This window comes from Pseudomonas sp. A-B-19, from assembly GCF_019947515.1.
GTDB lineage: Bacteria > Pseudomonadota > Gammaproteobacteria > Pseudomonadales > Pseudomonadaceae > Aquipseudomonas.
Genome location: NZ_JAGYGN010000006.1, coordinates 234,524 through 260,953 on the forward strand (window position 1 = coordinate 234,524; position 26,430 = coordinate 260,953).

The following is a 26,430-nucleotide window of genomic DNA, read 5'->3' on the forward strand; positions in this document are numbered from 1 at the left end:
TAAAAAGCATGCAGATGCTTCGATATGGCTACAAAGCTGCATGATTTTGATTTAAGGATACTTCACAAAAAAACAAACCCCGCCGTTACAGGCGGGGTTTTCAGTCAGCGGTCCTGCGCTTCCTTTGCGTCCATTTGCGCATTGCGTTCGGCGACGCGCTTGCGTTGCTCTTCGGTCAGTTCGACCTTGTTGGCGGTGTCGCGCAGCAGCATCAGACCACCAACGATCGAGCCGATGGCAACGACCATTATCAGCCAGGCATACCAGGGCATAGGACTCTCCTTGAAAAGCAGGCGGGTTGACGAGGGTTCGCCAACCGATCGTACATATCATTTTGAGTGATGGGGTTTCATCGCAGTTCCGTCGCTATCACCCCCATTCTATGCCTGTTGTTCAAGGTTCACTCGAACGCTTTTAATGTCCGGTCAACATCGCATCCGCCGGCGCATTGGCGCGCAATTGCGCGGTGAGCATGAAGTACACGAAACCTGCCACCATGAAGCCCAGAAAGATCAGACCGATCAACGTATTGAACCAGGCCATCGCCACCAGACACACCACCGCCAGCATCAATGCAATGAACGGCACCAGGGGGTAGCACGGGGCGCGGAAGGTGCGTTCCAGGTTCGGCTCGGTTTTACGCAGTTTGAAAAGGCTGAGCATGCTCATGATGTACATCACGATGGCGCCGAACACGGCCATGGTGATCATCGCAGCGGTCAGTGTCATGCCGCCGAGGTTGATCACGCCGTCGCTGTAGATGGCTGCAATGCCGATGACACCGCCGGCGACGATTGCCCGGTGCGGGGTTTGAAAGCGCGACAATCTGGCCAGGGACGCGGGCAGGTAACCGGCCCGGGCGAGGGCGAAGAACTGCCGTGAGTAGCCAAGAATGATTCCGTGAAAGCTCGCCACCAGGCCGAACAGGCCGATCCATACCAGCATGTGCAACCAGCCCGAGCTTTCGCCGACCACGGTTTTCATTGCCTGCGGCAGTGGGTCGTTGATGTTTGACAGGGTGCGCCAGTCACCGACGCCACCGGCGAAGAACATCACCCCCATCGCCAGCAACACCAGGGTCAAGATGCCGCTGATGTAAGCCTTGGGGATCGTGCGTTTCGGGTCCTTGGCTTCTTCGGCGGCCATGGCTGCACCTTCGATGGCAAGGAAGAACCAGATGGCAAAAGGGATCGCCGCGAACATCCCGGCAAGCGCCGGGGCGCCGAACACGTCGGAACCGGCCCAGCCATTGAGGGCGAAATTGCTGAAGCTGAACGCTGGCGCGACTACGCCCATGAACACCAGCAATTCGGCGACCGCCAACACGCAGACCACCAGCTCGAAGGTCGCCGCCAGTTTCACGCCGAGGATGTTGAGGCCCATGAACACGATATAGGCGCCGACTGCCGCGTGTTTCGGGTCCAGGGCTGGAAACTGCACGTTGAGGTAGGCGCCGATGGCCAGGGCAATCGCTGGCGGGGCGAAGACGAATTCGATCAGTGTCGCCAGCCCGGCGATCAACCCGCCTTTTTCGCCAAAGGCGCGACGGCTGTAGGCAAAGGGACCGCCGGCGTGAGGAATGGCGGTGGTCAGTTCGGTGAAACTGAAGATGAAGCAGGTGTACATGGTGGCGACCATGAACGAGGTCACCAGAAAACCTAATGTCCCGGCCACGCCCCAGCCATAGCTCCAGCCGAAATACTCTCCGGAAATCACCAGCCCTACCGCAATGCCCCACAAGTGCAAGGTGCCCAGCGTGGGCTTGAGTTGTGTGTTCATGTTTTTGCTCCCTGAGTGGTTTGGAAAGCTCGGGGGAGGCCAGTGCAGTGGACGTGCCATTTCACGATGGTGCGTCGTAATGGGATGAAAGGCGTCGTATCGGGGATGTTCGCCACAGGATGCGCGAATTTTGTGCATCAGTCAGGGGCGGCGCGGGTTTGAATGCCGCTTTCGCGAGCAAACCCGCAAGCCCGCTGCCCGACACCGCCGTAAAGCGCAGGTTTGGTATTTCAATTCAGGTGCGGGCAGCGGTTGATGCTCAGGCTTGCAGAGTGAGGCACTCGCGCAACGCCGTTTGCCAGTCAGGTTGACTGACACCCCAATCGCGCTGCAAGCGGCTGCAATCCAGGCGCGAGTTGAGCGGTCGGGCGGCGGGTGTCGGGTAGTCGCTGGACGGGATCGGAATCAGGTTGGCGCAGGGCTTGCCCCGTTGTCGCAGTGCTTCGCCGATTGCCTGGGCGAAGCCAAACCAGGAGGTCTCACCTTGAGCGGTCAGGTGATAGGTACCCCAGTTGGTAACTTCGTTCGCCTGCCAGTGTTCAATCAGGGCAAGGGTGCTGTTGGCGATTGTGCCGGCCCAGGTAGGTGCTCCGATTTGATCGGCGACTACACGTAACTCCGGTTTTTCTTGCAGCAAACGTTGCATTGTCAGCAGAAAGTTACGGCCATGAGTTGAATAGACCCAACTGGTACGCAGGATCAGGTGTTTACCTTGCACGTTCCTGATGGCCTGCTCACCGGCCAGTTTGCTCTTGCCATACACCCCGAGCGGATTGGGCGTGTCGTCCTCGTTGTAAGGTCCGGCTTTCGTCCCGTCGAATACATAGTCCGTGGAGTAATGTATCAGCGGGATGTCGAGAGCCAGCGCTTCTTCGGCGAGGATGCCCGGAGCGGTCGCGTTAATGGCAAAGGCTGATAGCGGTTCACTTTCTGCCAGATCAACCGCTGTATGGGCCGCGGCGTTGATGATCAGGTCGGGTCGGAGGTTTTGCACCTGACGGCGAATCTGATCGGGTTGCGCGAGATCGAGCTGATCGCGACCCAATACGATCAGTTCGCCAACAGTCCCCAGTCGTCGTTGCAACTCATGTGAAACCTGACCGTGCCGGCCATTGACGAGTATTTTCACGGGCGCAGCTCCGTCTCGTTACCGGGCAAGTCGGGCTCGCACAGGTTCATTGCTCTTCCCCCGCCAATTTGGCCAGGTACTGGCCATATCCGGTTTTGCCGAAGTACCGGGCGCGCTCCAGCAACTGTTCGCGGTTGATCCAGCCGTTTTCATAGGCTATCTCTTCGAGACAGGCTACTTTCAGGCCCTGGCGGTGTTCGATGGTTTGCACGTATTGAGAGGCTTCGAGCAAGCTATCGTGGGTGCCGGTGTCGAGCCAGGCAAAACCTCGACCAAAACGCTCGACCTGCAGATCGCCACGTTGCAGATAGACGTTGTTGACGTCGGTGATTTCCAGCTCGCCGCGAGGCGAAGGTTTCACCGCCTTGGCGATCTCGATCACATCGTTGTCGTAGAAATACAGGCCGGTCACGGCATAACTGGATTTCGGCTTTTTCGGTTTTTCTTCGATCGAAAGAGCACGGCCGTCGCTGTCGAAATCAATGACACCGAAGCGCTCGGGGTCTTTGACCCAGTATCCGAACACGGTGGCGCCGCAGGAGCGTTTTGCCGCATTCTGCAATTGTTCGCCAAAGTGCTGACCATGGAAGATGTTGTCACCCAGGATCAGACACACAGGGTCATCGCCAATGAACTCTTCGCCAATCAGGAACGCCTGGGCCAGACCATCCGGTGATGGCTGCTCGGCAAAGCTGAAGTTCACCCCGAACTGACTGCCGTCACCCAGCAGATTGCGATACTGCGGCAGATCCTGCGGAGTGGAGATCAGCAGAATATCCTTGATGCCGGCCAGCATCAGCACCGACACCGGATAGTAGATCATTGGTTTGTCGTAGACCGGCAACAGCTGTTTCGACACGCCGAGCGTAATCGGGTGCAGGCGCGTGCCCGAGCCACCCGCCAAAACGATACCTTTCATCATGCAAGCCGCTCCTTGGGATTGATGGCGCCAAGGCGTTCACCCTGATAGCTGCCGTCTTGAACGCGGCGGCACCATTGCATATTGTCCAGGTACCACTGAACGGTTTTGCGCAGGCCGGTTGCGAAGGTCTCTTCGGGCACCCAGCCCAGTTCGCGTTCAATCTTGCTGGCATCGATTGCGTAGCGCAGGTCATGACCAGGGCGATCCTGGACAAACGTGATCAGGTCGGCGTAGTGCGCAACGCCCTCAGGTTTGTGCGGTGCCAGTTCTTCAAGCAGGGCGCAGATGCCCTGCACCACGTCGATGTTCTTTTGCTCGTTGTGCCCGCCTATGTTGTAGGTCTCGCCGACGGTGCCGGTGCTCACCACTTTGAGCAGTGCCCGGGCGTGATCTTCGACGAACAGCCAGTCGCGCACTTGCAGGCCATTGCCATATACCGGCAGCGGCTTGCCGGCCAAGGCATTGAGAATGACCAGCGGAATCAGTTTCTCGGGGAAGTGGAACGGCCCGTAATTGTTCGAGCAATTGGTCAGCAGCACCGGCAAGCCATAGGTTCGCTGCCAGGCGCGGACCAGGTGGTCGGACGCTGCCTTGCTGGCGGAGTAGGGGGAGCTCGGCGCGTAGGGCGTCGTTTCCGTAAACAGATCGTCGACACCGTGCAGGTCGCCGTATACCTCGTCAGTGGAAATGTGATGAAAGCGAAAGGCGCTTTTCTCTGGCTCCGGCAGGGCTTGCCAATAGGCGCGGGCGGCTTCGAGCAGGCTGTAGGTGCCGACGATATTGGTCTGGATGAATTCCGATGGCCCGTCGATGGAACGATCGACGTGGGACTCTGCTGCCAGGTGCATGATCGCGTGAGGCCGGAAACGCGCCAGCACTGCACTGACGGTCGCCTGATCAACGATATCGGCCTGAACGAACTCGTAGCGAGTGTCGTTGGCAATGCTGGTCAGCGATTCGAGATTGCCGGCATAGGTCAGTTTGTCCAGGTTGAGCACTTCATGCTCAGTGTGTCGAATCAGCTCGCGGACAAGGGCCGAGCCTATGAAACCGGCTCCGCCGGTAATAAGGATACGCACGTTGGGCCAGCCTTTTTCAGTAATGCGAATGGCGGTAGCTTGCAGGCGCGAGCGGGGAGGTGCAAGAGTTCTTGACCCCGTAGGGTTGCGTCGCGCCAATCAGGCTGGATTATCCACGACTTGCAGTCGTCACTCACTACTCTGGCGCACAATTTGGAGCACTAATTACAACACGTCCGGTTTTCTGCGCACCGGAGCATCCTCCCGCACCCTGTAATCCCTGCGTAAACCCACTTTTTACGCATTCTTTATGCCCCGTGTGCACCCTCGGTCTCGTTCCTTTACAGCCTCCTTTCCGACAATGACTCCACACGCGGCAATACGCCGTAACACGGAGAACTTCCATGAGCGTTCTGGACGGGGTGTCACTGCTGCTGGCAGTGGGGCTGTTCATTTATCTGTTGATTGCGCTGCTGCGCACGGACTGAACCAGGAGCGGCTATGCACAGTTATGACTATTGGCTGGTCCTCGGGTTTTTCGCCCTGGTATTGGTCCCGGCGCCGTTTCTCGGGCGCTTCTACTACAAGGTGATGGAAGGGCGGCGCACCTGGCTGACGCCGATTCTCGGCCCGGTCGAGCGCGGTTGTTATCGTCTGGCCGGCGTCGATCCACAGGCCGAACAGAGCTGGCAGAAGTACGCGCTGGCCTTGCTCGCCTTCAATCTCGCGGGTTTCGTGCTGCTGTTCGCGATCCTGATGCTCCAGGGCCACTTGCCGCTGAACCCGCAGAATCTGCCGGGCCAGGAGTGGACGCAGGCGTTCAACACCGCCGTCAGTTTCATGACCAACACCAACTGGCAGTCCTACAGCGGCGAAGCGTCGCTGAGTTATCTGAGCCAGATGGTCGGCCTCACTGTGCAGAACTTCGTCAGCGCCGCCACCGGTCTGGCCGTACTGGTTGCGCTGTGCCGCGGCATCGGTCGCCAATCCACGGCATCGCTTGGCAACTTCTGGGTCGATATGACCCGCGCCACCCTCTATGGCCTGCTGCCGCTGTGCCTGCTGCTGGCGCTGTATCTGGTCTGGCAAGGCGTGCCGCAAACCTTCGCGCAGTATGTGAATGCGGTGACGGTGCAAGGCGTCGACCAGGTCATTCCCCTTGGCCCGGCGGCCAGTCAGATTGCGATCAAGCAACTGGGCACCAACGGTGGCGGCTTCTTCGGCGTGAACTCGGCGCATCCGTTCGAGAACCCGACGGCGTGGAGCAACCTGTTTGAAATGACGTCGATCATTCTGATCCCCGCCGCGCTGGTCTTCACCTTTGGCCATTACGTGAAGGACCTGCGCCAGAGCCGCGCGATCATCGCCTGCATGTTGGCGCTGTTCCTGATCGGTGGTGCGACCTCGCTGTGGGCTGAATACCAGCCGAACCCGGCGTTGAACAACGTCGCTGTCGAACAGACCGCGCCGCTGGAAGGCAAGGAAGCACGTTTCGGCACTACCGCCACGGTACTGTGGTCGGTGACCACCACCGCCGCGTCCAACGGTTCGGTCAACGGCATGCACGACAGCCTCAACCCACTGAGCGGCATGGTGGCGCTGGTCAACATGATGGTCGGCGAAGTGATCTTCGGCGGTGTTGGCGCCGGGCTTTACGGCATGTTGCTCAACGTGTTGATCGCGGTGTTCCTCGCCGGCCTGATGATCGGTCGTACTCCGGAATACCTCGGCAAGAAATTGCAGGCCAAAGAAGTGCAATTGCTGGTGCTGACCCTGATGGTCATGCCGATTGGCGTACTGGTGCTCGGCGCGATCGCCGCCAGCCTGCCAGGCCCGGTGGCCGCCGTGAGCAACCCCGGTGCTCATGGTTTCAGTCAGATGCTCTACGCCTACACCTCGGCCAGTGCCAACAACGGTTCGGCTTTCGGTGGCTTCGGCGCCAACACCCCCTTCCACAACCTGATGCTGGGCCTGGGCATGTTGATCGGTCGCTTCGGCTACATCCTCCCGGTGCTGGCCCTGGCCGGCAGCCTGGCGATGAAGAAAACCGCGCCGATCGGACAAAACAGCTTTCCGACCCACGGTCCATTGTTCGTGACCTTGCTGACCGTGACCATTTTGCTGGTGGGTGGTTTGACCTTCCTGCCGACTTTGGCATTGGGACCAATCGCGGAACATCTGAGCATGGGATTCTAAGGAAACCATCATGAATATGCCTGCAATCAAGCCTGCCGCCGTCAAGGCAGCGGAGCAACCGAAAACCGCAATCTCGGCCCTCTGGCGCCCGGCGCTGGTGCAAGCCTTCGTCAAGCTCGACCCTCGGCAGTTGCAACGTGCGCCGGTGATGCTGGTGGTCGAACTGACCGCGATCCTGACGACCGTCCTGTGCTTCGTGCCCGACACGGCCGTGCCGACCTTCGTCGCCGCGCAAATCGCTGTGTGGCTGTGGTTCACCGTACTGTTCGCCAACTTCGCCGAAGCCCTGGCCGAAGGTCGCGGCAAGGCCCGCGCTGACAGCCTCAAGGCCGGTAGCGAAGGCCTCAGCGCCCGGCGCAAGACCGGCAACGGCAGCTTTCAGGTGGTGCCCGCCGCCAGCCTGCGCAAAGGTGATGTGGTGCGCGTCGAAGCCGGGGAGATGATCCCCGGTGACGGCGAGGTGATCGAAGGCATCGCGGCGGTCAACGAAGCGGCGATTACCGGTGAATCGGCGCCGGTGATTCGTGAGTCCGGTGGCGACCGCTCGGCCGTCACCGGCAACACGCGGCTGGTGTCTGACTGGCTGTTGGTGAAGATTACCGCCAACCCCGGTGAGTCGACCCTGGACCGCATGATCGCTTTGGTCGAGGGCGCCAAACGGCAGAAAACCCCGAACGAAGTGGCGCTCGACATCCTGCTGATCGGCCTGACCCTGATCTTCCTGCTGGTGGTCGTGACCCTGCAACCGTTCGCCCGCTTCGCCAACGGCAGCCTGCCGTTGGTGTTCCTGGCGGCACTGTTGGTCACGTTGATTCCGACCACCATCGGCGGTTTGCTGTCGGCCATCGGTATCGCCGGGATGGATCGCCTGGTGCGGCTGAACGTGATCGCCAAGTCCGGTCGAGCGGTGGAGGCGGCGGGGGACGTGCACGTGCTGCTGCTGGACAAGACCGGCACCATCACCTTCGGTAACCGGCGTTGCTCGGCGGTGTATGCCGCACCAGGTGTGACAGCCAGGGAACTGGCCGAAGGCGCACTGCTGGCTTCGCTGGCCGATGACACTGCGGAAGGCAAGTCGATCGTCGAGTACCTGCGTGGCATTCATCGGCAACCGGAACCCTGCGCTCAGATGCTGACAGCCGTGCCATTCAGTGCCGAAACCCGCCTGTCCGGTGTCGACTATCTGGGGCGCGTGTACCGCAAAGGCGCGGTGGATTCGTTGCTGGCGTTCGTTGGCCTCAAGCGTGCTGATCTGGCACCGGCCTTGTCCCGTGAAATCGACAAGATTGCCCAAAGCGGCGGCACCCCGTTGCTGGTGTGTGCGGATGGCGCGTTACTTGGCGCGATCCACCTCAAGGACGTGGTCAAGCCCGGTATCCGCGAGCGTTTCGCCGAGCTGCGCAAGTTGGGAATCCGTACGGTCATGGTCACCGGCGACAACCCGTTGACCGCCGCTGCCATTGCCGCTGAGGCGGGTGTAGATGATGTGCTGGCCGAAGCCACGCCGGAGAAAAAGCTGGCGCGCATTCGTCACGAACAAAACGACGGTCGCCTGGTCGCCATGTGCGGCGACGGCGCCAACGATGCCCCGGCACTGGCCCAGGCGGATGTCGGCATGGCGATGAACGACGGCACTCAAGCGGCCCGTGAAGCGGCGAACATGGTCGACCTCGACAGCGACCCGACCAAGCTGCTGGACGTGGTGCAGATCGGCAAGGAGTTGCTGGTGACCCGCGGTGCGCTGACGACCTTTTCCATTGCCAATGACGTGGCCAAGTACTTCGCGATCCTGCCGGCGCTGTTCGCTGCGATCTACCCGCAACTGGGTGTGCTCAACGTGATGCACCTGAGCAGTCCGCAGAGCGCGATTCTCTCGGCGATCGTGTTCAACGCCCTGATCATTGTGGTGCTGATTCCGCTGGCGCTGCGCGGTGTGCGGGTTCAAGCGGCGAGTGCGGCGGCCTTGCTGCGGCGCAATCTGCTGATCTACGGCCTGGGCGGGATTCTGGTGCCGTTCGTGGGCATCAAGGCCATCGACATGCTGTTGACGGCGTTGCATCTGGTTTGACCGCCCTCTGTAGGAGCGAGCTTGCTCGCGATGGGCGTTAACGATAACGCGCCATTTCTGACAAAGCGCGGCGCCTTCAGATCCATCGCGAGCAAGCTCGCTCCTACAGTTGTTTTTACGAATTCGAGGATTTTGAGATGTCCACATTGATACGCCCGGCCCTGAGCCTGCTCTTCCTGATGACGCTGATCACCGGCGTCGCTTATCCACTGGTGGTCACCGGCGTGGCCCAGGTCGTATTCCCGGATCAGGCCAACGGCAGCCTGGTGCGTGATGCCGAGGGCAAGGTCCGCGGCTCTTCGCTGATCGCCCAGGATTTCGTTGGCGACGCCTGGTTCCATCCGCGTCCTTCGGCCGGTGCCTTTGCCACCGTGTCGAGCAGTGCCAGCAACCTGTCGCCGAGCAACCCGGCGCTGGCCACGCGGGTCATCGACGATGCCGGCAGACTGCTGGTGCCCAGCCAGGGGCCGGTGCCCTTGGCGCTGGTCACTACCTCCGGCAGCGGTCTGGATCCGCACTTGCCACCGGCAGCGATTGCCTATCAACTGGCGCGTGTCGCGACGGTGCGCAACCTGCCGGTAGCGACACTGCAAAACCTGCTGGACGCGCACATCGAGCAACCACTGGTAGGCCCGCCGGTGGTGAATGTGCTTGAGTTGAATCTGGCGCTGGAAAACCTGTAGAGCAAAAATCGCAGGCCTCGCCAGCTCCTGCAGGATGTACGCCATCTGGCGTAGGAGCTGGCGCAGGCTGCGATCTTTTAATGCCACACCCAAATATCAAGTCAGACAAGGCAACGAAAATGAGCAACTCCGGCCGCGCCGACGCGCTGTTAGCAGACCTGCCCCGCGATGGTCGTGGCCGGCTCAAAGTGTTTCTCGGTGCCGCGCCGGGTGTCGGCAAGACCTACGCCATGTTGCAAGCGGCCCACACCCAGTTGCGCCAAGGGGTGAAAGTCATCGCCGGCGTCGTCGAAACCCATGGCCGGGCCGAAACCGAAGCCCTGCTCGGCGGCTTGCCGCAGCAGCCGTTGGTGCGTTCGCAATACCGTGGTGTGTTGCTTGAAGAAATGGACCTCGACGGTCTGATCAAAGCCAAACCGAAACTGGTGCTGGTCGACGAACTGGCGCACACCAATGCCCCCGGCAGCCGTCACGAAAAACGCTGGCAGGACATTCAGGAACTGCTTGCCGCCGGCATTGACGTTTACACCACGGTCAACGTCCAGCATCTGGAAAGCCTCAATGATCAGGTGCGCGGCATCACCGGCGTGCAGGTCCGCGAAACCCTGCCGGACTGGGTGTTGCAGGAAGCCTACGAACTGCTGCTGATCGACTTGCCGCCACGGGAGCTGCTGGAGCGACTGCGCGATGGCAAGGTCTATGTACCGGAGCAGGCGCGGGCGGCCATCGACGCGTTTTTTTCCCAGACCAACCTGACGGCCCTGCGCGAGCTGGCGATGCAAACTGCGGCAGCTCAGGTCGATAACGATCTGGCCCAAGGGTATCGTCAGTTGGGACAAGCGGCGCCAGCGGTGCGCGGGCGATTGCTGGTAGGCGTCGACGGCGATGCCCAGGCTGAGCGCCTGGTGCGTCATGCCAGCCGCGTGGCCCAGCGGCGGCACCTGCCCTGGAGTCTGGTGCACGTGGACAACGGCCGCGTGCGTGACGAACAGTCGCGCCTGCGCCTGCAAAGCGCCCAGCAACTGGCCGAACGACTGGGCGGCGAAGTGGTGTTGCTGCGCGCCGGTGAAGTGGCGAAAACCCTGATCCAGCATGCCGCCGAACGCCGCGCCAGCCTGGTGCTGGTCGGTCAGTCCCGACCGCGTTTGCGCCGGCGTCTGTTCGGTGGCGGGCTGGCAGCACGGCTGCTGCGCAATGCGCGCGGGCTGGAGATCAACGTTCTCGACAGCGATCACCAACCGCATCAACCCCATCAGCGGTCGATGCATTCACTGGTCTGGTTCGACTACGCATTGGCCACGGTCGCGACGGTTCTGGCCAGCGCCTTGGCCTGGGCCGTGGCGAGCGTGCTGCCACTGCCGAACATCTCCCTGGTGTTCCTTGCGGCGGTATTGCTGGTGGCGGTGCGCAGCAGTCTCGGCCCGGCGCTGGCCTGTGCGGCGTTGTCATTTCTGACCTATGACTTCCTGTTCATTCCACCGAATTTCTCTTTCAGCATCCAGCGCGAAGAAGACGTGCTGACCCTGCTGTTCTTCCTGCTGATGGCAGCCCTCACCGGCAACCTCGCGGCGCGCCAGCGCAGGCAATTGCAGGCACTGCGCGATACCCAGGAAGAGACCACCGAATTGCTCGACCTGTCGCGCAAACTCACCGCCGCCACCGACCGCCAGGCCGTGGTCAGCGCGGCCGCCCAGCACCTCAACGGCTGGAGCGATGTGCAATTGTGTCTGCTCAATCGCGACGGGCAAAACGGCTGGAAAATCGAAACCGGTGGCCCCCTGGAGTTCACCGAAGCCGAACGCGCCGCCGCCGATTGGGCCTGGCAGCACGATCAACCGGCGGGCGCAGGCACCGGCACCTTGCCGTTCGGCCGCTGGTGGTGGTGGCCGTTGTCGGTGGAGGACGGCCCGCTGGCGTTGCTTGGTGTGTGCGCCAGGGAAGGCCAGACCCTGAGCGGCCAGCGCCGACGCTTGTTGACCGCGCTGAGCCAGCCGCTGGCCCAGGCGCTGGCCCGGGCGCAACTGGCCGATGATCTGGAAGCGGCGCGGCTGCACGGCGAAACCGAACAACTGCGTAGCGCCTTGCTGGCTTCGGTGTCCCACGATTTGCGCACACCGTTGACCTCCATGCGCGGCAGTATCGACAGTCTGCTGGCGCTGGGTGAGGCGATCCCGCTGGAGGATCGACGTGAGTTGCTCGAAGGCACCCGCGATGAAGCCGAACGTCTCGACCGCTATATTCAAAACCTGCTCGACATGACCCGGCTCGGCCACGGTGCGCTGAAACTGGCGCGGGACTGGGTGTCGCCGGCCGATATTGTCGGCAGTGCACTCAATCGCTTGCGCGCGGTACTCGCGTCGCTGCAGGTCAGTACCGAAGTACCGGCGCAATTGCCGCTGCTGTTCGTCCATGCCGCGCTGATCGAACAGGCACTGGTCAACGTACTGGAAAACGCCGCGCGGTTTTCGCCACCCCACGGACGTTTGCAATTGCGCGCCGGGGCTGATGAAAGTGAGCTGTTTTTCTCGGTCAGCGATGAGGGCCCGGGGATTCCGGAGGAGGAACGGGCGAAGATTTTCGACATGTTCTACACCGCGGCGCGGGGTGATCGTGGCGGGCAGGGTACAGGGTTGGGGCTGGCGATTTGTCAGGGCATGGTCGGTGCCCATGGCGGGCGCATCAGCGTTGCCGACGGTATCGAGGGGCGCGGCACCTGCATCACGTTGCACCTGCCGCTACAGGCTCAGCCGGGATACGAGAGTGAAGCCTGATGGTGCTTGCGCTACTCTCTTGCCACTTCTTTGTGTTGATGTGAATTCATGAGCCAGACTGCGACCATTTTGGTCATCGACGACGAACCGCAAATCCGCAAATTCCTGCGCATCAGCCTCGCTTCACAGGGCTATAAAGTGCTGGAGGCCGGCACCGGCAGTGAAGGATTGGCACAAGCCGCGTTGAACAAACCGGACTTGCTGGTGCTCGATCTCGGCTTGCCGGACATGGACGGCCAACAGGTATTGCGCGATTTTCGCGAGTGGTCGACGGTGCCAGTGCTGGTGCTCTCAGTGCGCGCCGGTGAAGGGCAGAAGGTCCAAGCCCTGGATGGCGGTGCCAATGACTACGTGACCAAGCCGTTCGGCATTCAGGAGTTCCTGGCACGGATTCGTGCGTTGTTGCGCCAGGCACCCGTCGGCGAGGTTCAACAAGCGGCGCTGACCTTTGGTCCGTTGACGGTCGACCTGGCGTATCGCCGAGTGCTGCTCGACGATGTCGAGGTCGCCCTGACTCGCAAGGAATACGCCGTGCTGGCGCAACTGGCGCGGCATTCCGGACGGGTGATCACTCAGCAGCAATTGCTCAAGGACATCTGGGGGCCGACGCACACCGAAGACACTCATTACCTGCGCATCGTGGTCGGGCACTTGCGCCAGAAACTGGCGGATGACCCGACCCGGCCACGGTTCATCGTGACTGAGGCTGGGGTGGGGTATCGGTTGTTGAGTGAATAGTTTTGAAATTTTGTGGTGACTGATCTGGCGCTTTCGCGGGCAAGCCAGCTCCTACAATGACCGCGTCGGTCACGAATCATGTGTACGACGCGAACCCTGTAGGAGCGGGCTTGCCCGCGAAGAGGCCCTGATAGTCACCCGAGAACTTTCAGGCGTTCAGTTCTGCTCATTCTCATACCGATCCAGCGTATCCCGCGCAATCTCCCGTCCCAGCGCGATCAGCTCCGGCGCCTTGTAGAACTCGAAAAACCGACACACGCGTTTGGGCACGTTGATCAGGATGTCCGGCGGATACCCGGCAATCTTGTACTGCGCCAGCGACGTCTGCATCACTTCGAAACTCTGGTTGATCAAATCCAGCAAGGACGCCGGCCCGACGTTGTCGATAATGAACGAACCGGTGGCTGAGCGAGGCGCGCCACCGGTTTGCGGAGCGGCCGCGGGTTGCTGCGCTTCGGGCTGGGCAGATTCGATCCACGGATTGATGTCTGCCCCTTCGGCCCTCAGGGCTTCCTGCTCGAGGAGCAACAGTTGCTCGGCCTGCTTGCGGCGGAACGGCAGCTTCGAGCCGAGGGAGTTGATCAGGCTGTCGAAGCGGGTCTTGAAGGCGGCCGGACGCTGGATGACCGGCAATTGATATTGGCGCTGGTTAGTGGAGTTGAGATTGACCGCGATGATCAAATCGCAATGGCTCGACACCACCGGCACGATCGGCAGCGGGTTGAGAATGCCGCCATCGACCAGCATGCGGTTGCCCTGCATTACCGGGGTAAACAGGCTGGGAATCGCCGCGGAGGCGCGCATGGCTTGATGCAGGCAACCTTCCTGGAACCAGATTTCCTGCTGGTTGGTCAGGTCGGCAGCCACGGCGGTGTAGGGGATGCGCAAGTCTTCGATGTTGATCTCGCCAACGATCTTGCGGATTTGCCCGAAGACTTTCTCGCCACGAATCGCCCCCAGACGAAAACTGACGTCTACCAGGCGTAATACGTCGAGATAATCCAGGCTCTCGATCCAGTCGCGGTAATCATTGAGTTTGCCGGCGGCGTAGATCCCGCCCACCACCGCACCCATGGAGCAACCGGCGACACAGGCAATGTCATAGCCGCGCCGCTCGATCTCTTCAATGACCCCAATATGCGCATAACCCCGGGCTCCACCCGAGCCCAATACCAGCGCGACACGCTTTTTCATGAATCGCCCTCGTTCGAATGGTTCAACAATGCACCTATCGAGGGGCATGCTTCAATCGCCATGATCGTTCGATGGGGCAAGAGCGTCGTATTTTCGACACCCCATGGCGGCACATGGTTATTCTCGTCAGGGCTATAGTTTGCACATCGGACCAACGGCACTTTTCAGGTGCCATACCGTCTTACCTGCACGACAGTTGACCTATCTTTGAGGAGTGAGTGATGAAAGCCTGGATCTGCGTACCATTGATTGCCCTGGCGCTCGCCGGTTGTGCCGGCAAAACCGCTTATCGCGACAGTTGCGGTAGTAACCTGGATGCTGCATGGCATGAACTGGACCTGGCCAAGGCCGAAGGTTTCGCCGGCACTGTCAGCTACTCCAAGGCCTTGTCGCTGCTGACCGCGGCCAAGACCCAGCAGCAATTCGAGGGGTTCGAAGGCTGCACCAAAAAAGCCGAGAAGGCCCGGTTCTATATTCGTGAGTCGCGCGCGGGGCGCTAGAAACTCTGCTAGTCCTGTAGGAGCCAGCTTGCTGGCGATAGGCCCCCATCGCTGGCAAGCCAGCGCCTACAGGTGATGTATGGCACTGTTTACGGAGTGAACCCCCATGATCGATCGGTTGGTGGCTCGTGTTCTGGGCCTGGAAGTTCGTCTGCTGGCCTGTCAGGCCCGCTTGAAAGACCGTACAGACCCGGAAGCGTTACACGATCTGCGCACAACCATGCGTCGGTTACGCAGCCTGTTGCGCCCCTTGCGCGGGCAGCCCGGTGTCGAACAACTGGAAGCGGCCGCCTCCCGGGTGGGCGACCTGACTACACCGTTACGTGATCGCGAAGTGTTGGCGGCGTATCTGCTCCAGCACCATCAACCCCAAGCCGCGCGGCGACGCACGGCGCAAATGGCCGAGGCCTACCCGGCCGTGGCGGCCAGCCCTGAACTGGCGCAATTGCTGATCGTCCTCGATGCATTTCCGCGTTTTCTGCGCGCCGCCCAGCGCCAGGGATTGCTCAAGGGCTTGCGCAAGTGCATCGACAAACGCCTGGGCAAACAGTGGAAAAAACTCGACGAGGCACTGCACGACCCGGCCCACGACCGTCATCGGCTGCGCCTGCTGATCAAGCGCGTGCGCTATGGCATCGACGCTTACCCCGAGCTGGACCGTTTGCCGAAAGCGGCCATGCCCCGATTGAAATCGGCACAGGGCGCGCTGGGCGACTGGCACGATTGCGTGCAATGGCTGGCCATGGCTGAACGGGAAGCGGATTTGCAGCCCTGTGTTGCGGTCTGGAAAACTACCATGGCCGAGGCTGAACAGCGTGCGGACCGGGTACTGGAAAAACTCAGTCGCGATTGCTTCAAATCCTGAATCTGCAGTAGACACAAACTGTAGGAGCGAGCTTGCTCGCGAAAGCGACGCATCAGTTGATAGTGATGTCGACTGTCAGTCCGTCTTCGCGAGCAAGCTCGCTCCTACAGGGTTATGTGTTCGGCGAGAGACCTGTTCGGCTCTTCTGTCAGCACTTTTGGCCGGAATAGGTGCTGTATAGCCTTCGCTGGCTGGTTAAGATCCCTTCATCTTTCTCCGATCCCTGAGGTTTTCATGCGCTTTTCCGAACTGCTCGACGCTGTCCGCAGCTATCCGCGGGAGCTGTCTATCCCGGCCTCCTGGGCTCAGGGGCGCGCCAGTTTCGGTGGCCTGGTGGCCGCTCTGCAGTACGAAGCCATGCGTGCCCGGGTGCCAGCGGATCGTCCGGTGCGCTCGCTGGCAATCACCTTTGTCGGCCCGGTCGAACCCCAGGTTCCGGTCAGTTTTGAAGTCGACGTGCTGCGCGAAGGCAAGGCGGTGAGCCAGGTGTTGGGCCGGGTGATGCAGAAGGGGCAGGTGGTGACATTGATCCAGGGCAGTTTTGGCGCCTCACGCCCCTCGGAAGTGGCGGTGGCCGCTGAACCGGCACCTGCAATGAAGCACTGGGACGAGTGTCAGGAGTTGCCTTTTGTCGAAGGCGTCATCCCGGAATTCATGCGGCATCTGGCGATGCGCTGGAGTGTCGGCGGGCTGCCGTTCAGCGGTAGTACATCCCGGCAAATGGGCGGCTGGGTGCGCTTGCGCGGTGACGTAAAGGAAGAGGCCTTGAGCGAGGCGCATATCCTGGCGCTGGTGGACGCCTGGCCACCGGCCCTGATGCCGTTTTTGAAGAAGCCGGCGATGGGCAGCACGCTGACCTGGACCATCGAATTCGTGCAACCGCTGCTGGAACTGAACACCCTGGACTGGTGCAAATACCTCGTCGAAACCGAGTACGCCGCCGACGGCTACGGGCATGCCGCCGCAAAAATGTGGAGCGCGGATGGCCGGTTGATCGCCATGAGCCGACAGACGGTGACGGTGTTTGCCTGATCAGTGACGGCGGTGGCGCTCACGCCAGGCGCGCCACCAGCCACCGCTGAGGAAGAACCGCGGAAACGTCAGGAACTGCTCGACCAACAAGCGCGATATCGCATCCTTGCGGTCACTGAATGGCTCGGCGGCTTGGGCCTCCAGGCTGTGGCCGTGGCGTTGCAAGGCCAGCGCCGCAATTACACCGATCACGCCGATGGCGATGTTCGAAAGGGTCAGGCTGAACACCCCGGACACAATCAGCACAAACGCCACAATGAACAACGGCACCGCGATCAGGTGCAGCGCCAGATTGGTCGGGTGCTGATGATTGTTCGGGTACGCTCGCCATTGCCAGGCGGGAAGGTTGGGGTGACGTTTGCCCATGATGCCGATCCTCGATCCATGTTGAACACATGTGATAAAGAATAGGCCCGGTCAATGCTGGCGGCGAATCAAGGCTCGCTATTGGCTTGATAGGTGTCATGGTCTGGATTGAGGTTGTCAGTACCGGCCTCTTCGCGGGCAAGCCCGCTCCTACACCTGAAATGCATTCCCCTGTAGGAGCGTGCTTGCCCGCGAAGAGGCCCTCAAAGTTTCAGCTGACCGATAGCCTTGCTCAACTCCCCGGCCAACGCCGCCAGTTCATTGCTGGTGGTCGCCGAAGTCACCGTCTGCTGCACCGTGTTCTCGGTCACGTCACGGATGCTCACCACCGCCCGGTTCATCTCTTGCGCCACCTGACTCTGCTGCTCGGCCGCCACCGCGATCTGCGTATTGCTTTCACGCATCTGCGCCACCGCGCCAGTGATCTGGGCTAACGCGGCCCCGGCGTCTTGCGCCTGTTGCACACAATCGTCGGCCTTGAACGAGCTCTCTTGCATGAAATCCACCGCGTCCCGTGTGCCGGCCTGCAACGCCGAAACCATGATGGTGATTTCGTCCGTGGAGGCCTGCACGCGTTTGGCAAGGTTGCGCACTTCATCGGCAACCACCGCAAACCCGCGCCCCATTTCGCCGGCCCGAGCCGCTTCGATGGCCGCGTTCAGTGCCAACAGATTGGTCTGCTCGGCGATGCTGTGAATCACGTTGACCACGCCGTTGATCTTCTGGCTGTCCTCGGCCAGGCGTTGAATCATCTCGGCGGTCTGCTGGACGCCGGTAGACAGTCCGGCAATCGACCGCTGCACCCGAGTCACGACCTCCTGCCCGCTGCCGGCCAAGGTATCGGCCGATTGTGAAAGGTCACGGGTGGCGCCCGCGTGTTGGGCAATGTGATAGACCGTAGCGGTCATTTCGTTGATCGCCGTGGCGGCCTGATCGGTTTCCCTTTGCTGGCCCAACATGCCGTGGCGCACTTCATTCATGCTGGCCGCCAGCTGCGCGGCGCCGTCATCCAGTTGCCGGGCGGTGCTGGCGACGGTGTTGACCACTCGTTGATACCCGGCCTGCATGGCGTTGAAGGCGTTGGCCATTTGCCCGACTTCGTCGCTGCAAGCCAATGGCACGCGGGCCGACAGGTCACCGGTTTTCTCCACGTGCAACATGACGTCTTTCAAGGTGTTGAGCTGGCTGAGCAGGAAACGGATCAATAACTGCGATGCGCCGAGCATTGCCAGCATCAGGATGAGCACGGCCAACGCGTAGTTGGCAAAACGTTCGCTGAACACCTGGCTCAGACTTGGGCCGTGGGCAATCACGGCCACCTGCTGGCCACCAATGCGGGAAAAGACTTCGGCGCCCATCAACGGGTTGTCACCGAACAGCGGCATCGCGTTGATCTCGACCCAGCCATTCGTATCGGCCAGTTCCGGCAGGGGTTGCCCACCGAGCGTGGGCGCCTGGCCACGATTGTATGTCAGCAGATTTGCGGCGTTGGGCAGCGGCTGCCCTGTGGGCCAGGCTTCGAGCAGTCGGGCCTGGGCCTGGGCCGAAGCCTGGTTGGCATGACTGCGGGCCTGCTGTTCGAGATGCACCGCGTACAGCACCAGCAGCAGCGTGGTGACGAAGGCGACGGCATTGACCGCCCAGAATTTGTACTTCAGCGAAATATTGCTAAGCCAGGCACCCATGGAGGTCTTCTCTGATAGCGGAAACAGTTTTGGCAGGGTGCCATCATTGTGCCGGTATTCAGGTGGCTGATTCTTGATGCAGATCAAATTCAAACCTGTGGGAGCGAGCTTGCTCGCGATTGCGGTTTGTCAGTCACATCCGTATCGAATGTGTTGCCGTCATCGCGAGCAAGCTCGCTCCCACAGGGATTTATGATTATCAGGAGATCAATGGCAGCCCATAAAACGCCCGTGCGCATGCTGTAGTGTGTGCCGCCAGATCTTCCTGGCTTTCTGCGCGATGCAGCGCCACTTCACGCAATACTTCGGTCAGGTACGCCGGCTCGTTTCGCCCGTTTTTCGGCTTGGGGCGCAGGCTGCGCGGCAGCAGGTACGGTGCATCGCTTTCGAGCATCAGGCGTCCACGCTTGATCTCCTTGACCAGCGGATGCAGATGCGTGCCCCGGCGTTCGTCGCAAATCCAGCCGGTAATGCCGATATGCAGATCAAGGTCGAGATAGCCGAACAGTGCCTTCTGTTCACCGGTGAAACAGTGCACCACGGCAGCCGGCAGTTGATCGCGGAAGTCGCGCAGGATCTCCAGCAAACGCTGGCTGGCATCGCGTTCGTGGACAAAAACGGGTAGCTGCAATTCGACGGCCATGGCCAGGTGTTCTTCGAAGACCTTTTCCTGCTGCGGGCGCGGCGAGAAGTCACGATTGAAATCCAGCCCGCATTCACCCACGGCCACCACATTCGGCTCCTTGAGCAAACTGCGCAACCGTCGGGCGCTGTCGGCGTTCCAGTCGCTGGCGCAGTGAGGGTGAATACCGGCAGTGGCGAACAGGCGCTGCGCACTTTCGTCCAGTTGCCGGCACAGCTCCAGGGCCTGTTCGCTGCCATCGACACTGGTGCCGGTCAGCACCAGTTGGCACACGCCGGCCGCATAGGCACGGTCGAGTACGGCCTGGTGTTTGTCGGCAAAAACGGGGTTGGTCAGGTTGACGCCGATATCGATGAGTTGCATGGTGCTACCTCGGCCCAAAGGCCGGAAAGCATATCAGAGCCGTGGATTTATAAGAAAAGCCAAGAACTACAACGGGTTAACGCTGTCTCTTGAGCCGAGGGGCAGGCCGGGTTGGTAGTTTTGCCATCATTGTGCCAGTCTTTCACACGTTGCCTGCGCCTTGGGCGCTCTGTTTTGTCGCTGCGCTTGATGCCATTCGTCATTGACGCGCGCCTCATATTCTTTCCGGAGAGTGGATGATTCGTCCCTCGGTTTTGCTACTGCTGTGCTGTTCGCTGCTACTGCCGATGTCGGCAGTCGCGCGTCTGCCCGGGCCACTGCAAGTCGTACCGGCCAGCGAGGTGCGGGACCTTGCGCAAATCCGCAGCAGTCGTGTGCTGCGGGTGTTGGTCAACCAGAGCCGCAACAGTTCCGGCGAAGTCCAGGGGCAGGCGATCGGGGTCGAATATCACCGCTTGAGAGCGTTCGAGCAATACCTCAACGGCCACGCCCGTGACGGCCAGGAGATCACCCTCAAGATCATTCCCAAGGCCAAGGATCAATTGCTCGGCGCATTGCAGCGCGGGGAGGGCGATCTGGTGGCGCCAGGCGAGTTGCTCGATCTGCAAGCGGGTTTCGCCGTCAGCACCAGCGAGCCGATTGCCAGCAACATCCCGCTGGTTCTGGTGGGCATCAAGGGCGAGCGCGGCTACACACGGCTTGAACAGCTTTCCGGCAAGACCCTGGCGTTACCCGCCGGCAGCGCCGCCGGGGATGCTGTCAGCCAGATCAATCAGAAGCTTGCCCTGCACAAACTGCCACCGGTCAAAATCGAGTGGGTCGATCCGAGCCTTGCCGTCGAGGATGTGCTGGAGATGGTGCAGGGTGGGATCTTCCACCTGACCATCGTCGAGCAGCCGATTGCCGAACGCTGGGGCAAGATCCTGCCCAGGCTGCGTTTCGACAAACAGGTACTCATCAGCGATCCGGGGGAAGAGTTCTGGTTCGTGCGCCGCGATGCCTCGATGCTGCGGGCCAGCATCGATCGCTTCCTCACCGTCTACAAAAAACCGTCGGATCAGGACGCCGCGTTCCTGCGGATCTATCGGCGTCTCTATCAAGTGCACTACCCACTGGCCAAGGCGGACCGGCAGCGCCTGGAGAAACTTCGTCCGGTGCTGCAGAAACACGCCGATGCACAGGGCATGGACTGGCTGAACCTGGCAGCGCTGGCCTTCAAGGAGTCAGCCCTGCAACCTGCCGCCCGAAGTGGCGGTGGCCCGACCGGGCTGATGCAGATCACGCCTGCTGCGGCGCAGCGGGTGGGGGTCAACAATATTCAGGACGTAGACGGCAATGTGCAGGCCGGTGCCAAGTACCTGGCGATGATCCGGCGCAAGTTTTTTGCCAGCCCGAAACTCAACGAGCGCGAACGCATGGCCTTCGTGCTGGCAGCCTACAACATCGGGCCGGAGCGGGTTCAGGGCATGCGCGCAGAAGCCCGGCGGCGAGGATTGAATCCCAACCAGTGGTTCTTCCAGGTCGAACGCGTTGCCATGGAGCAAGTGGGTATGGGGCCTGTCAGCTATGTTAATAGCGTGAACAAGTATTACCTGGCATTCGACCGGGAGCGAGCGTCGTTGGAGCCTCAGGAGCAAAAGGTTGCTTCACGCAAATGATCAACTAATCTGATTGTAATGGTGGGCTTTTTGCGCTTTTAACATGCAATTAATTGATTAATATAGCGGCCAACCAACACACACTTGCAAGGAATGAAACAGCATGAGCACTCTGATCAACAAGGTACTGTCTACCCGCGCTGGCTACGGCCTGACGGTTCTGCGTATCGTTGTCGGTATCGTCTTTGCCGCCCACGGCTCGCAGAAACTCTTCGGGGCATTCGGTGGCTATGGTCTGGCTGGAACCGCGCAGTACATGGAAAGCCTCGGACTGACACCGGGTTACCTGATGGCGGCACTGGCGGGCGGCACCGAGTTCTTCGCCGGCCTGGCCCTTATCATCGGCTTGCTGGTTCGCCCGGCCGCGCTTGGCCTGACCTTCCTGTCGCTGGTGGCGATTTTCTCGGTGCACATCAGCAATGGTCTGTTCATGGCCAACAACGGTTATGAATTCGCCCTGGCGTTGCTCGGTGGCAGTATCGCGGTATTGATCGAAGGTGCGGGCAAACTCTCGGCGGACCGTGTCATCGCCGGCTGACCGCTCTGGCTCAACAAAAAGGCCTGCATTGTGCGGGCCTTTTTTGTTGAGCGTCATTCTTGACACTGTCCAGTCAGCTTCTCTAGGATGTTGCCCATGCGCCGATTTAAACAGCTACTTGCGGGGCGCCAGGTGACTCATCCAGTTGCCGATAGAAGCCGGACAGGCTTCGAAATACCGCTAAAGCGCTGGTTCGGTGTTGCCTCTCACCTGCCATGCAGACTTTTGAGGCAGAGACACGACACAATGAATGCACTAAACCCCGTTGTACGTCCCGCGCCGATCACGGCACATCTCACCCAGCGCAACCCAAAAATCCTGCTTGGCGGTAAACATCAGCCGACGCTCCTGCGTTATCTCGATGGCTGGCCACGTCGTACCGGCGGTCCAGCGGCCTTCCTGATCCAGTTTGTCGAAGACGGTGAGTCGCTCGTTCGTTTCGCCGACGACAGTTTCGATCTGGCAGTGATTCAGTCCCCCAGCCTCGAAGATGCTCCTGAAGTGATCCGGCAACTGACCCGCGTTGCCCGGCAGGGGCTGATCACCCGCCGTTGAGTTTTATGGGTAGTCGATTGCCACGATATACACACACTGCTCACCGGTCGGTGTCTGGACTCGAACTTCGGCGTCCAGTGCCTTGCCGATCAGGGCGCGGGCCAACGGCGAATCAATGCTGATCAGGCCCAGCTTGAGGTCCAGTTCATCGGGCCCGACAATGCGGTAGCGCGACTCTTTGCCATCCTCGTCTTCGATCGTGACCCAGGCGCCGAAATAGACCTTGTTCGGATCGCTGGGTTTCTCGCTGACGACTTTCAGCGCTTCCAGGCGTTTGGTGAGAAAGCGCACGCGGCTGTCGATCTCTCGCAGCATCTTTTTACCGTAGGTGTATTCGGCGTTCTCCGAGCGATCACCCTGGGCCGCGGCTTCGCTGACAGCCTGGGTAACCTGGGGCCGGCGTACATGCCACAGCTCATGGAACTCGGCACGCATCCGCGCTTCACCCTCGGGGGTGATCAGCGCGGTGCCGGCAGTGCGGGGAGGGCGGTAACGGCTCATGACAGCTTCTTGTGGTGAGGATGACAGGAGTCTATCAACCCTCGCGCAGGACTGTCAGCGGGCTGGCGTTCAACGCCCGACGGGTGCCGAACACCCCGGCACCACCAATGAGCACGGCACCCAGCAGTGGCAGCAACATCAGCCATGGATGCGGATGCCACGGCAGATCAAAGGCGTAGCGGTAGAGCACCCAACTCACCACTTCCGACCCCAGTGCGGCCAGCAAACCACTGACGGCGCCCAGCAAACCGAACTCGATGCGCCGCGCCTTGACCAGCAATTGTCGCTCCGCCCCCAGCGCACGCAGCAACGCGCCCTGGCGAATGCGTTCATCCAGCGTCGCTTGCAGGCCGGAGAACAGCACCGCCATCCCCGCCGCCAACACAAACAACAACACGTACTCCACCGCCAGGGTCACCTGGGCGAGAATGCTGCGCAGTTGCTCCAGCAAGGCTTCGACCTGCAGGATCGTCACCGCCGGGAAGGCCCGGGACAGGTCGACGACCTGCTGGTCATGACCGGGGGCGAGGTAGAAACTGGTCAGGTAAGTCGCCGGCAGATCCTTCAGGGTGCCGGGCTGGAAGATCATGAAGAAGTTCGGCTGGAAGTTGTCCCAGTCGATCTCTCGCAGGCTGGTGACTTTCGCCTCGCGATTGACCCCGCCAACGCTGAAGATCAGGTGGTCGCCGAGCTTGATTTTCAGGCTTTCGGCGATCTTGCCTTCTACCGACACGCCGGGAACATCGTCCGGCGTTTGTTCGTTCCACCAATTGCCGGCCGTGAGTTTGTTGCCCGACGGCAAGTCCGCGGCCCAGGTCAGGCTCAGGTCGCGCTGGATCGCCCGATCGCCTGCCGATTCCTTGGTGACGATCTGTTGCACCGGCTCGCCGTTGATGCTGATCAAGCGCCCCGGCACCACCGGGTACAACGGCGCCGATTGCGCCGACACGGCGATCAGGTGATCGGTGAAGGCCTGTTTATCTGCGGGCAGGATGTTCAGGGCGAAGTAATTGGGGGCGTTTTTCGGCAACTGGTTTTGCCAGGTATCCAGCAACTCACCACGTAGCAGGGCGATCAGCGCCATCGACAGCAGAATCAGGCCGAACGCCAGGGACTGACCCGCAGCAGCGAGCGGATGACGCAGCAATTGCCCGAGTCCAAGACGCCAGGGCAAGGATGCACGCGCGAGCATGCGCCGCAGACTCTCCAACAGCAGCAACAACAAGCCGCCCAGCACCAGCGCTGCGATCACGCCGCCGCCGAGCAGGGCAAAGGTCAGCACCAGGTCCAGGCTCAGGCGCCACATGATCAGGCCCAGGGCGCCCAGCGCTACACCGTAGACCATCCAGGTGCTGGAAGGGATCGGCAGCATATCCCGACGCAGCACGCGCAATGGCGGAACCCGACCCAAGGCCGCCAGCGGCGGCAAGGCGAAACCGGCCAGCGCCACCAGTCCGGTGCCGATCCCGGCAATGGCCGGAAACAGCCCGCCCGCAGGCACGTCGGCCGGCAGCAAGTCATGCAGCAGGGCAAACAATCCCAGTTGTGCGAGCCAGCCGAGGAGGGCGCCGCTGATGCTCGCCAGCAGCCCGAGCACTGTCAGTTGCAGGCTGAACAACACCATGGTTTCCCGGCGTGACAGCCCGAGGCAGCGCAGCAAGGCACTGGCATCGAAGCGGCGGGTGGCGAAACGGGTTGCCGACAGCGCCACCGCCACGCCGGACAGCAACACCGCCACCAGGCTGGCCATGTTCAGGTAGCGTTCGGCCTTGCCCAGGGCGCCGCCGATCTGCCGGTTGCCATCGCGGGCGTCCTGCAAGCGTTGGTTGGCGGCGAGCCCCGGTTTGATCAGTTGCCGATAGGTCTCGAGTGCCTGAGCATTGCCTCGCCACAGTTCACGGTAGCTGACCCGGCTGCCGGGCTGCACCACGCCGGTGGCCGCAAGGTCGTCGAGGTTGATCAGCACCCGCGGCGTCAGGCTGTAGAAATTGCCGGCGCGATCGGGTTCGTAAGTCAGCACCCGCGCCAGTTTCAGGGTTTTCATGCCGACATCGATGCTATCGCCGATCTTCAGGTCCAGGGCGGTCAGCAGGCGTGCCTCGACCCAGGCTTCACCGGGTTGCGGTCCGCCACCGACTGTTTCCGTGGCGAAAGGAGTGGGCGCGCTTTTCAATTTGCCGCGTAACGGGTAAGTGTCATCGGCGGCCTTGATGCTGGACAGCTGAATGCCGTTATCGGTGGCGATGACGCTGGAGAACTCCACCACCTGAGCGTGTTCCAGACCCAGTTCGGTGCCGCTTCTGATTTGTTCGGGGCGCGCAGGCGAACTGCCTTCGAGCAGCAGGTCGGCACCGAGAAACTCGGTAGCGCGCAGCATCATGGCGCCGTTCAGGCGCGCGCCAAAGTAACCGATGGCGGTGCTGGCGGCCACGGCCACCAGCAAGGCGAAAAACAACACGCGCAATTCACCGGCGCGGGCGTCGCGCAGCAATTGGCGGATAGCGAGACTGAACAGGCGCAACAGCGGCAGACGTGCCATCAAGGCTCCAGAGGGGCGACCAGCAGGCCGGCTTCAAGACGGATCAGGCGCCGGCAGCGATGGGCCAGGCGTTCATCATGAGTCACCAGCACCAGGGTCGTGCCGCGCTCCTTGTTGAGCTCGAACAGCAAGTCACTGATGCGCTCGCCGGTGTGGCTGTCGAGGTTGCCGGTCGGTTCGTCGGCGAACAGCACATCGGGCTCTGCGGCAAACGCGCGGGCAATCGCCACGCGTTGTTGCTCGCCTCCGGAGAGTTGGCGCGGCGAGTGAGTCAGGCGTTGGCCCAGTCCCACCCGTTGCAGCAATTGGGTGGCGCGTTCGCGGGCGTCTTTGCGGCCATCGAGCTCCAGTGGCAGCATGACGTTTTCCAGGGCATTGAGGCTGTCGAGCAACTGGAATGACTGGAACACAAACCCCACGTGCTCGGCACGGATGCGCGCACGCTGGTCTTCATCGAGGTCGCTCAGGCCTTGCCCGGCGAGAGTGACTTCGCCGCTGCTCGGCAAGTCCAGGCCGGCAAGCAAACCCAGCAGGGTGGACTTGCCGGAACCCGAAGCGCCGACGATGGCCAGGCTGTCGCCCTTGTTCAGTTCCAGGCTGAGTTGGTGCAGGATGGTCAGTTCACCTTCCGCGCTGGGAACCACTTTGCTAAGGTCCTTCGCGATGAGAATGCTTGCGCCCATGGA

Annotated in this window: 24 protein-coding genes; 12 read left to right on the top strand and 12 right to left on the bottom strand. The window is 61.2% G+C overall.

All coding sequences use genetic code 11. The annotated features are described in order from the left end of the window. Positions 1–104: 104 nt before the first annotated feature. From KGA81_RS09515 to rfbB, 5 genes are all read right to left on the bottom strand, one after another. Complete coding sequence (locus KGA81_RS09515; RefSeq protein WP_223545609.1) at positions 105–272, bottom strand: DUF2897 family protein; 168 nt, start codon at positions 270–272, stop codon at positions 105–107. A gap of 142 nt (positions 273–414) precedes the next feature. Beyond that, positions 415–1,779: an ethanolamine permease gene (gene eat / locus KGA81_RS09520; RefSeq protein WP_223545610.1), complete on the bottom strand. Its 1,365-nt coding sequence runs from the start codon at positions 1,777–1,779 to the stop codon at positions 415–417. Positions 1,780–2,038: 259 nt separating this feature from the next. Continuing rightward, a complete protein-coding gene (gene rfbD, locus KGA81_RS09525) occupies positions 2,039–2,908 on the bottom strand; it encodes a dTDP-4-dehydrorhamnose reductase (protein WP_223545611.1) in 870 nt (289 codons plus the stop codon). Positions 2,909–2,954: 46 nt separating this feature from the next. Continuing rightward, positions 2,955–3,830, bottom strand: a complete 876-nt coding sequence (gene rfbA / locus KGA81_RS09530; protein ID WP_223545612.1) for a glucose-1-phosphate thymidylyltransferase RfbA — start codon at positions 3,828–3,830, stop codon at positions 2,955–2,957. Then, positions 3,827–4,909 (bottom strand): dTDP-glucose 4,6-dehydratase, encoded by a 1,083-nt coding sequence (rfbB, locus tag KGA81_RS09535; protein ID WP_223545613.1) that lies wholly within the window; start codon positions 4,907–4,909, stop codon positions 3,827–3,829. Before rfbB ends, rfbA begins: the two co-directional genes overlap by 4 nt. Before the next feature lie 344 nt (positions 4,910–5,253). Here rfbB and kdpF point away from each other — a divergent pair, with 344 nt between their 5' ends. From kdpF to KGA81_RS09565, 6 genes are all read left to right on the top strand, one after another. Further along, the gene (gene kdpF / locus KGA81_RS09540) at positions 5,254–5,337 is read left to right on the top strand and encodes a K(+)-transporting ATPase subunit F (protein ID WP_223545643.1); all 84 of its coding nucleotides are present in this window, start codon (positions 5,254–5,256) and stop codon (positions 5,335–5,337) included. Positions 5,338–5,350: 13 nt separating this feature from the next. Then, positions 5,351–7,045 (top strand): potassium-transporting ATPase subunit KdpA, encoded by a 1,695-nt coding sequence (gene kdpA / locus KGA81_RS09545; RefSeq protein ID WP_223545614.1) that lies wholly within the window; start codon positions 5,351–5,353, stop codon positions 7,043–7,045. Positions 7,046–7,055: 10 nt separating this feature from the next. Then, positions 7,056–9,113 carry a potassium-transporting ATPase subunit KdpB gene (gene kdpB / locus KGA81_RS09550; protein ID WP_223545615.1) on the top strand — a complete coding sequence of 686 codons (2,058 nt, stop codon included), beginning with the start codon at positions 7,056–7,058 and terminating at the stop codon, positions 9,111–9,113. Between the two features lie 137 nt (positions 9,114–9,250). Beyond that, on the top strand, positions 9,251–9,796 hold the full coding sequence (gene kdpC / locus KGA81_RS09555) for a potassium-transporting ATPase subunit KdpC (protein ID WP_223545616.1): 546 nt from the start codon (positions 9,251–9,253) through the stop codon (positions 9,794–9,796). Between the two features lie 119 nt (positions 9,797–9,915). Next, positions 9,916–12,567 (top strand): sensor histidine kinase, encoded by a 2,652-nt coding sequence (locus KGA81_RS09560; protein WP_223545617.1) that lies wholly within the window; start codon positions 9,916–9,918, stop codon positions 12,565–12,567. 48 nt (positions 12,568–12,615) lie between these two features. Next, positions 12,616–13,305 carry a response regulator gene (locus tag KGA81_RS09565; RefSeq protein WP_223545618.1) on the top strand — a complete coding sequence of 230 codons (690 nt, stop codon included), beginning with the start codon at positions 12,616–12,618 and terminating at the stop codon, positions 13,303–13,305. A 156-nt stretch (positions 13,306–13,461) separates the two neighbouring features. On the opposite strand, the gene KGA81_RS09570 is transcribed toward KGA81_RS09565, so the two are convergent. Further along, positions 13,462–14,499 carry a patatin-like phospholipase family protein gene (locus KGA81_RS09570; RefSeq protein WP_223545619.1) on the bottom strand — a complete coding sequence of 346 codons (1,038 nt, stop codon included), beginning with the start codon at positions 14,497–14,499 and terminating at the stop codon, positions 13,462–13,464. A 221-nt stretch (positions 14,500–14,720) separates the two neighbouring features. Between KGA81_RS09570 and KGA81_RS09575 the strand changes: the two genes are divergently transcribed. The 3 genes from KGA81_RS09575 to KGA81_RS09585 all read left to right on the top strand — a co-directional run bounded on the left by KGA81_RS09575 (position 14,721) and on the right by KGA81_RS09585 (position 16,896). Further along, positions 14,721–14,999, top strand: a complete 279-nt coding sequence (locus KGA81_RS09575; protein WP_034150181.1) for a hypothetical protein — start codon at positions 14,721–14,723, stop codon at positions 14,997–14,999. 106 nt (positions 15,000–15,105) lie between these two features. Then, a complete protein-coding gene (locus tag KGA81_RS09580; RefSeq protein WP_223545620.1) occupies positions 15,106–15,864 on the top strand; it encodes a CHAD domain-containing protein in 759 nt (252 codons plus the stop codon). A gap of 234 nt (positions 15,865–16,098) precedes the next feature. Then, complete coding sequence (locus KGA81_RS09585; RefSeq protein ID WP_223545621.1) at positions 16,099–16,896, top strand: acyl-CoA thioesterase; 798 nt, start codon at positions 16,099–16,101, stop codon at positions 16,894–16,896. Here the strand turns inward: KGA81_RS09585 and KGA81_RS09590 are convergent, their stop codons facing one another. The 3 genes from KGA81_RS09590 to KGA81_RS09600 all read right to left on the bottom strand — a co-directional run bounded on the left by KGA81_RS09590 (position 16,897) and on the right by KGA81_RS09600 (position 19,953). After that, entirely contained in the window at positions 16,897–17,262 is a 366-nt protein-coding gene (locus KGA81_RS09590) for an Mpo1-like protein (RefSeq protein WP_223545622.1), read from the bottom strand. A gap of 203 nt (positions 17,263–17,465) precedes the next feature. Then, on the bottom strand, positions 17,466–18,947 hold the full coding sequence (locus KGA81_RS09595; protein WP_223545623.1) for a methyl-accepting chemotaxis protein: 1,482 nt from the start codon (positions 18,945–18,947) through the stop codon (positions 17,466–17,468). A 199-nt stretch (positions 18,948–19,146) separates the two neighbouring features. Beyond that, entirely contained in the window at positions 19,147–19,953 is an 807-nt protein-coding gene (locus tag KGA81_RS09600; protein WP_223545624.1) for a TatD family hydrolase, read from the bottom strand. Between the two features lie 236 nt (positions 19,954–20,189). Here KGA81_RS09600 and KGA81_RS09605 point away from each other — a divergent pair, with 236 nt between their 5' ends. The 3 genes from KGA81_RS09605 to KGA81_RS09615 all read left to right on the top strand — a co-directional run bounded on the left by KGA81_RS09605 (position 20,190) and on the right by KGA81_RS09615 (position 22,704). After that, complete coding sequence (locus KGA81_RS09605) at positions 20,190–21,611, top strand: transglycosylase SLT domain-containing protein (protein WP_223545625.1); 1,422 nt, start codon at positions 20,190–20,192, stop codon at positions 21,609–21,611. A gap of 103 nt (positions 21,612–21,714) precedes the next feature. After that, the gene (locus KGA81_RS09610; protein ID WP_223545626.1) at positions 21,715–22,149 is read left to right on the top strand and encodes a DoxX family protein; all 435 of its coding nucleotides are present in this window, start codon (positions 21,715–21,717) and stop codon (positions 22,147–22,149) included. A gap of 246 nt (positions 22,150–22,395) precedes the next feature. After that, on the top strand, positions 22,396–22,704 hold the full coding sequence (locus KGA81_RS09615) for a class I SAM-dependent methyltransferase (protein WP_223545627.1): 309 nt from the start codon (positions 22,396–22,398) through the stop codon (positions 22,702–22,704). Positions 22,705–22,707: 3 nt separating this feature from the next. Here the strand turns inward: KGA81_RS09615 and greB are convergent, their stop codons facing one another. The 3 genes from greB to KGA81_RS09630 are packed head-to-tail and all read right to left on the bottom strand — an operon-like array spanning position 22,708 to position 26,427. After that, positions 22,708–23,205, bottom strand: a complete 498-nt coding sequence (greB, locus tag KGA81_RS09620; RefSeq protein ID WP_115947228.1) for a transcription elongation factor GreB — start codon at positions 23,203–23,205, stop codon at positions 22,708–22,710. Positions 23,206–23,239: 34 nt separating this feature from the next. After that, positions 23,240–25,744 (bottom strand): ABC transporter permease, encoded by a 2,505-nt coding sequence (locus tag KGA81_RS09625; protein ID WP_223545628.1) that lies wholly within the window; start codon positions 25,742–25,744, stop codon positions 23,240–23,242. Then, positions 25,744–26,427, bottom strand: coding sequence for an ABC transporter ATP-binding protein (locus tag KGA81_RS09630; protein WP_223545629.1), 684 nt, complete (start codon positions 26,425–26,427; stop codon positions 25,744–25,746). Before KGA81_RS09630 ends, KGA81_RS09625 begins: the two co-directional genes overlap by 1 nt. Positions 26,428–26,430: the final 3 nt, after the last annotated feature.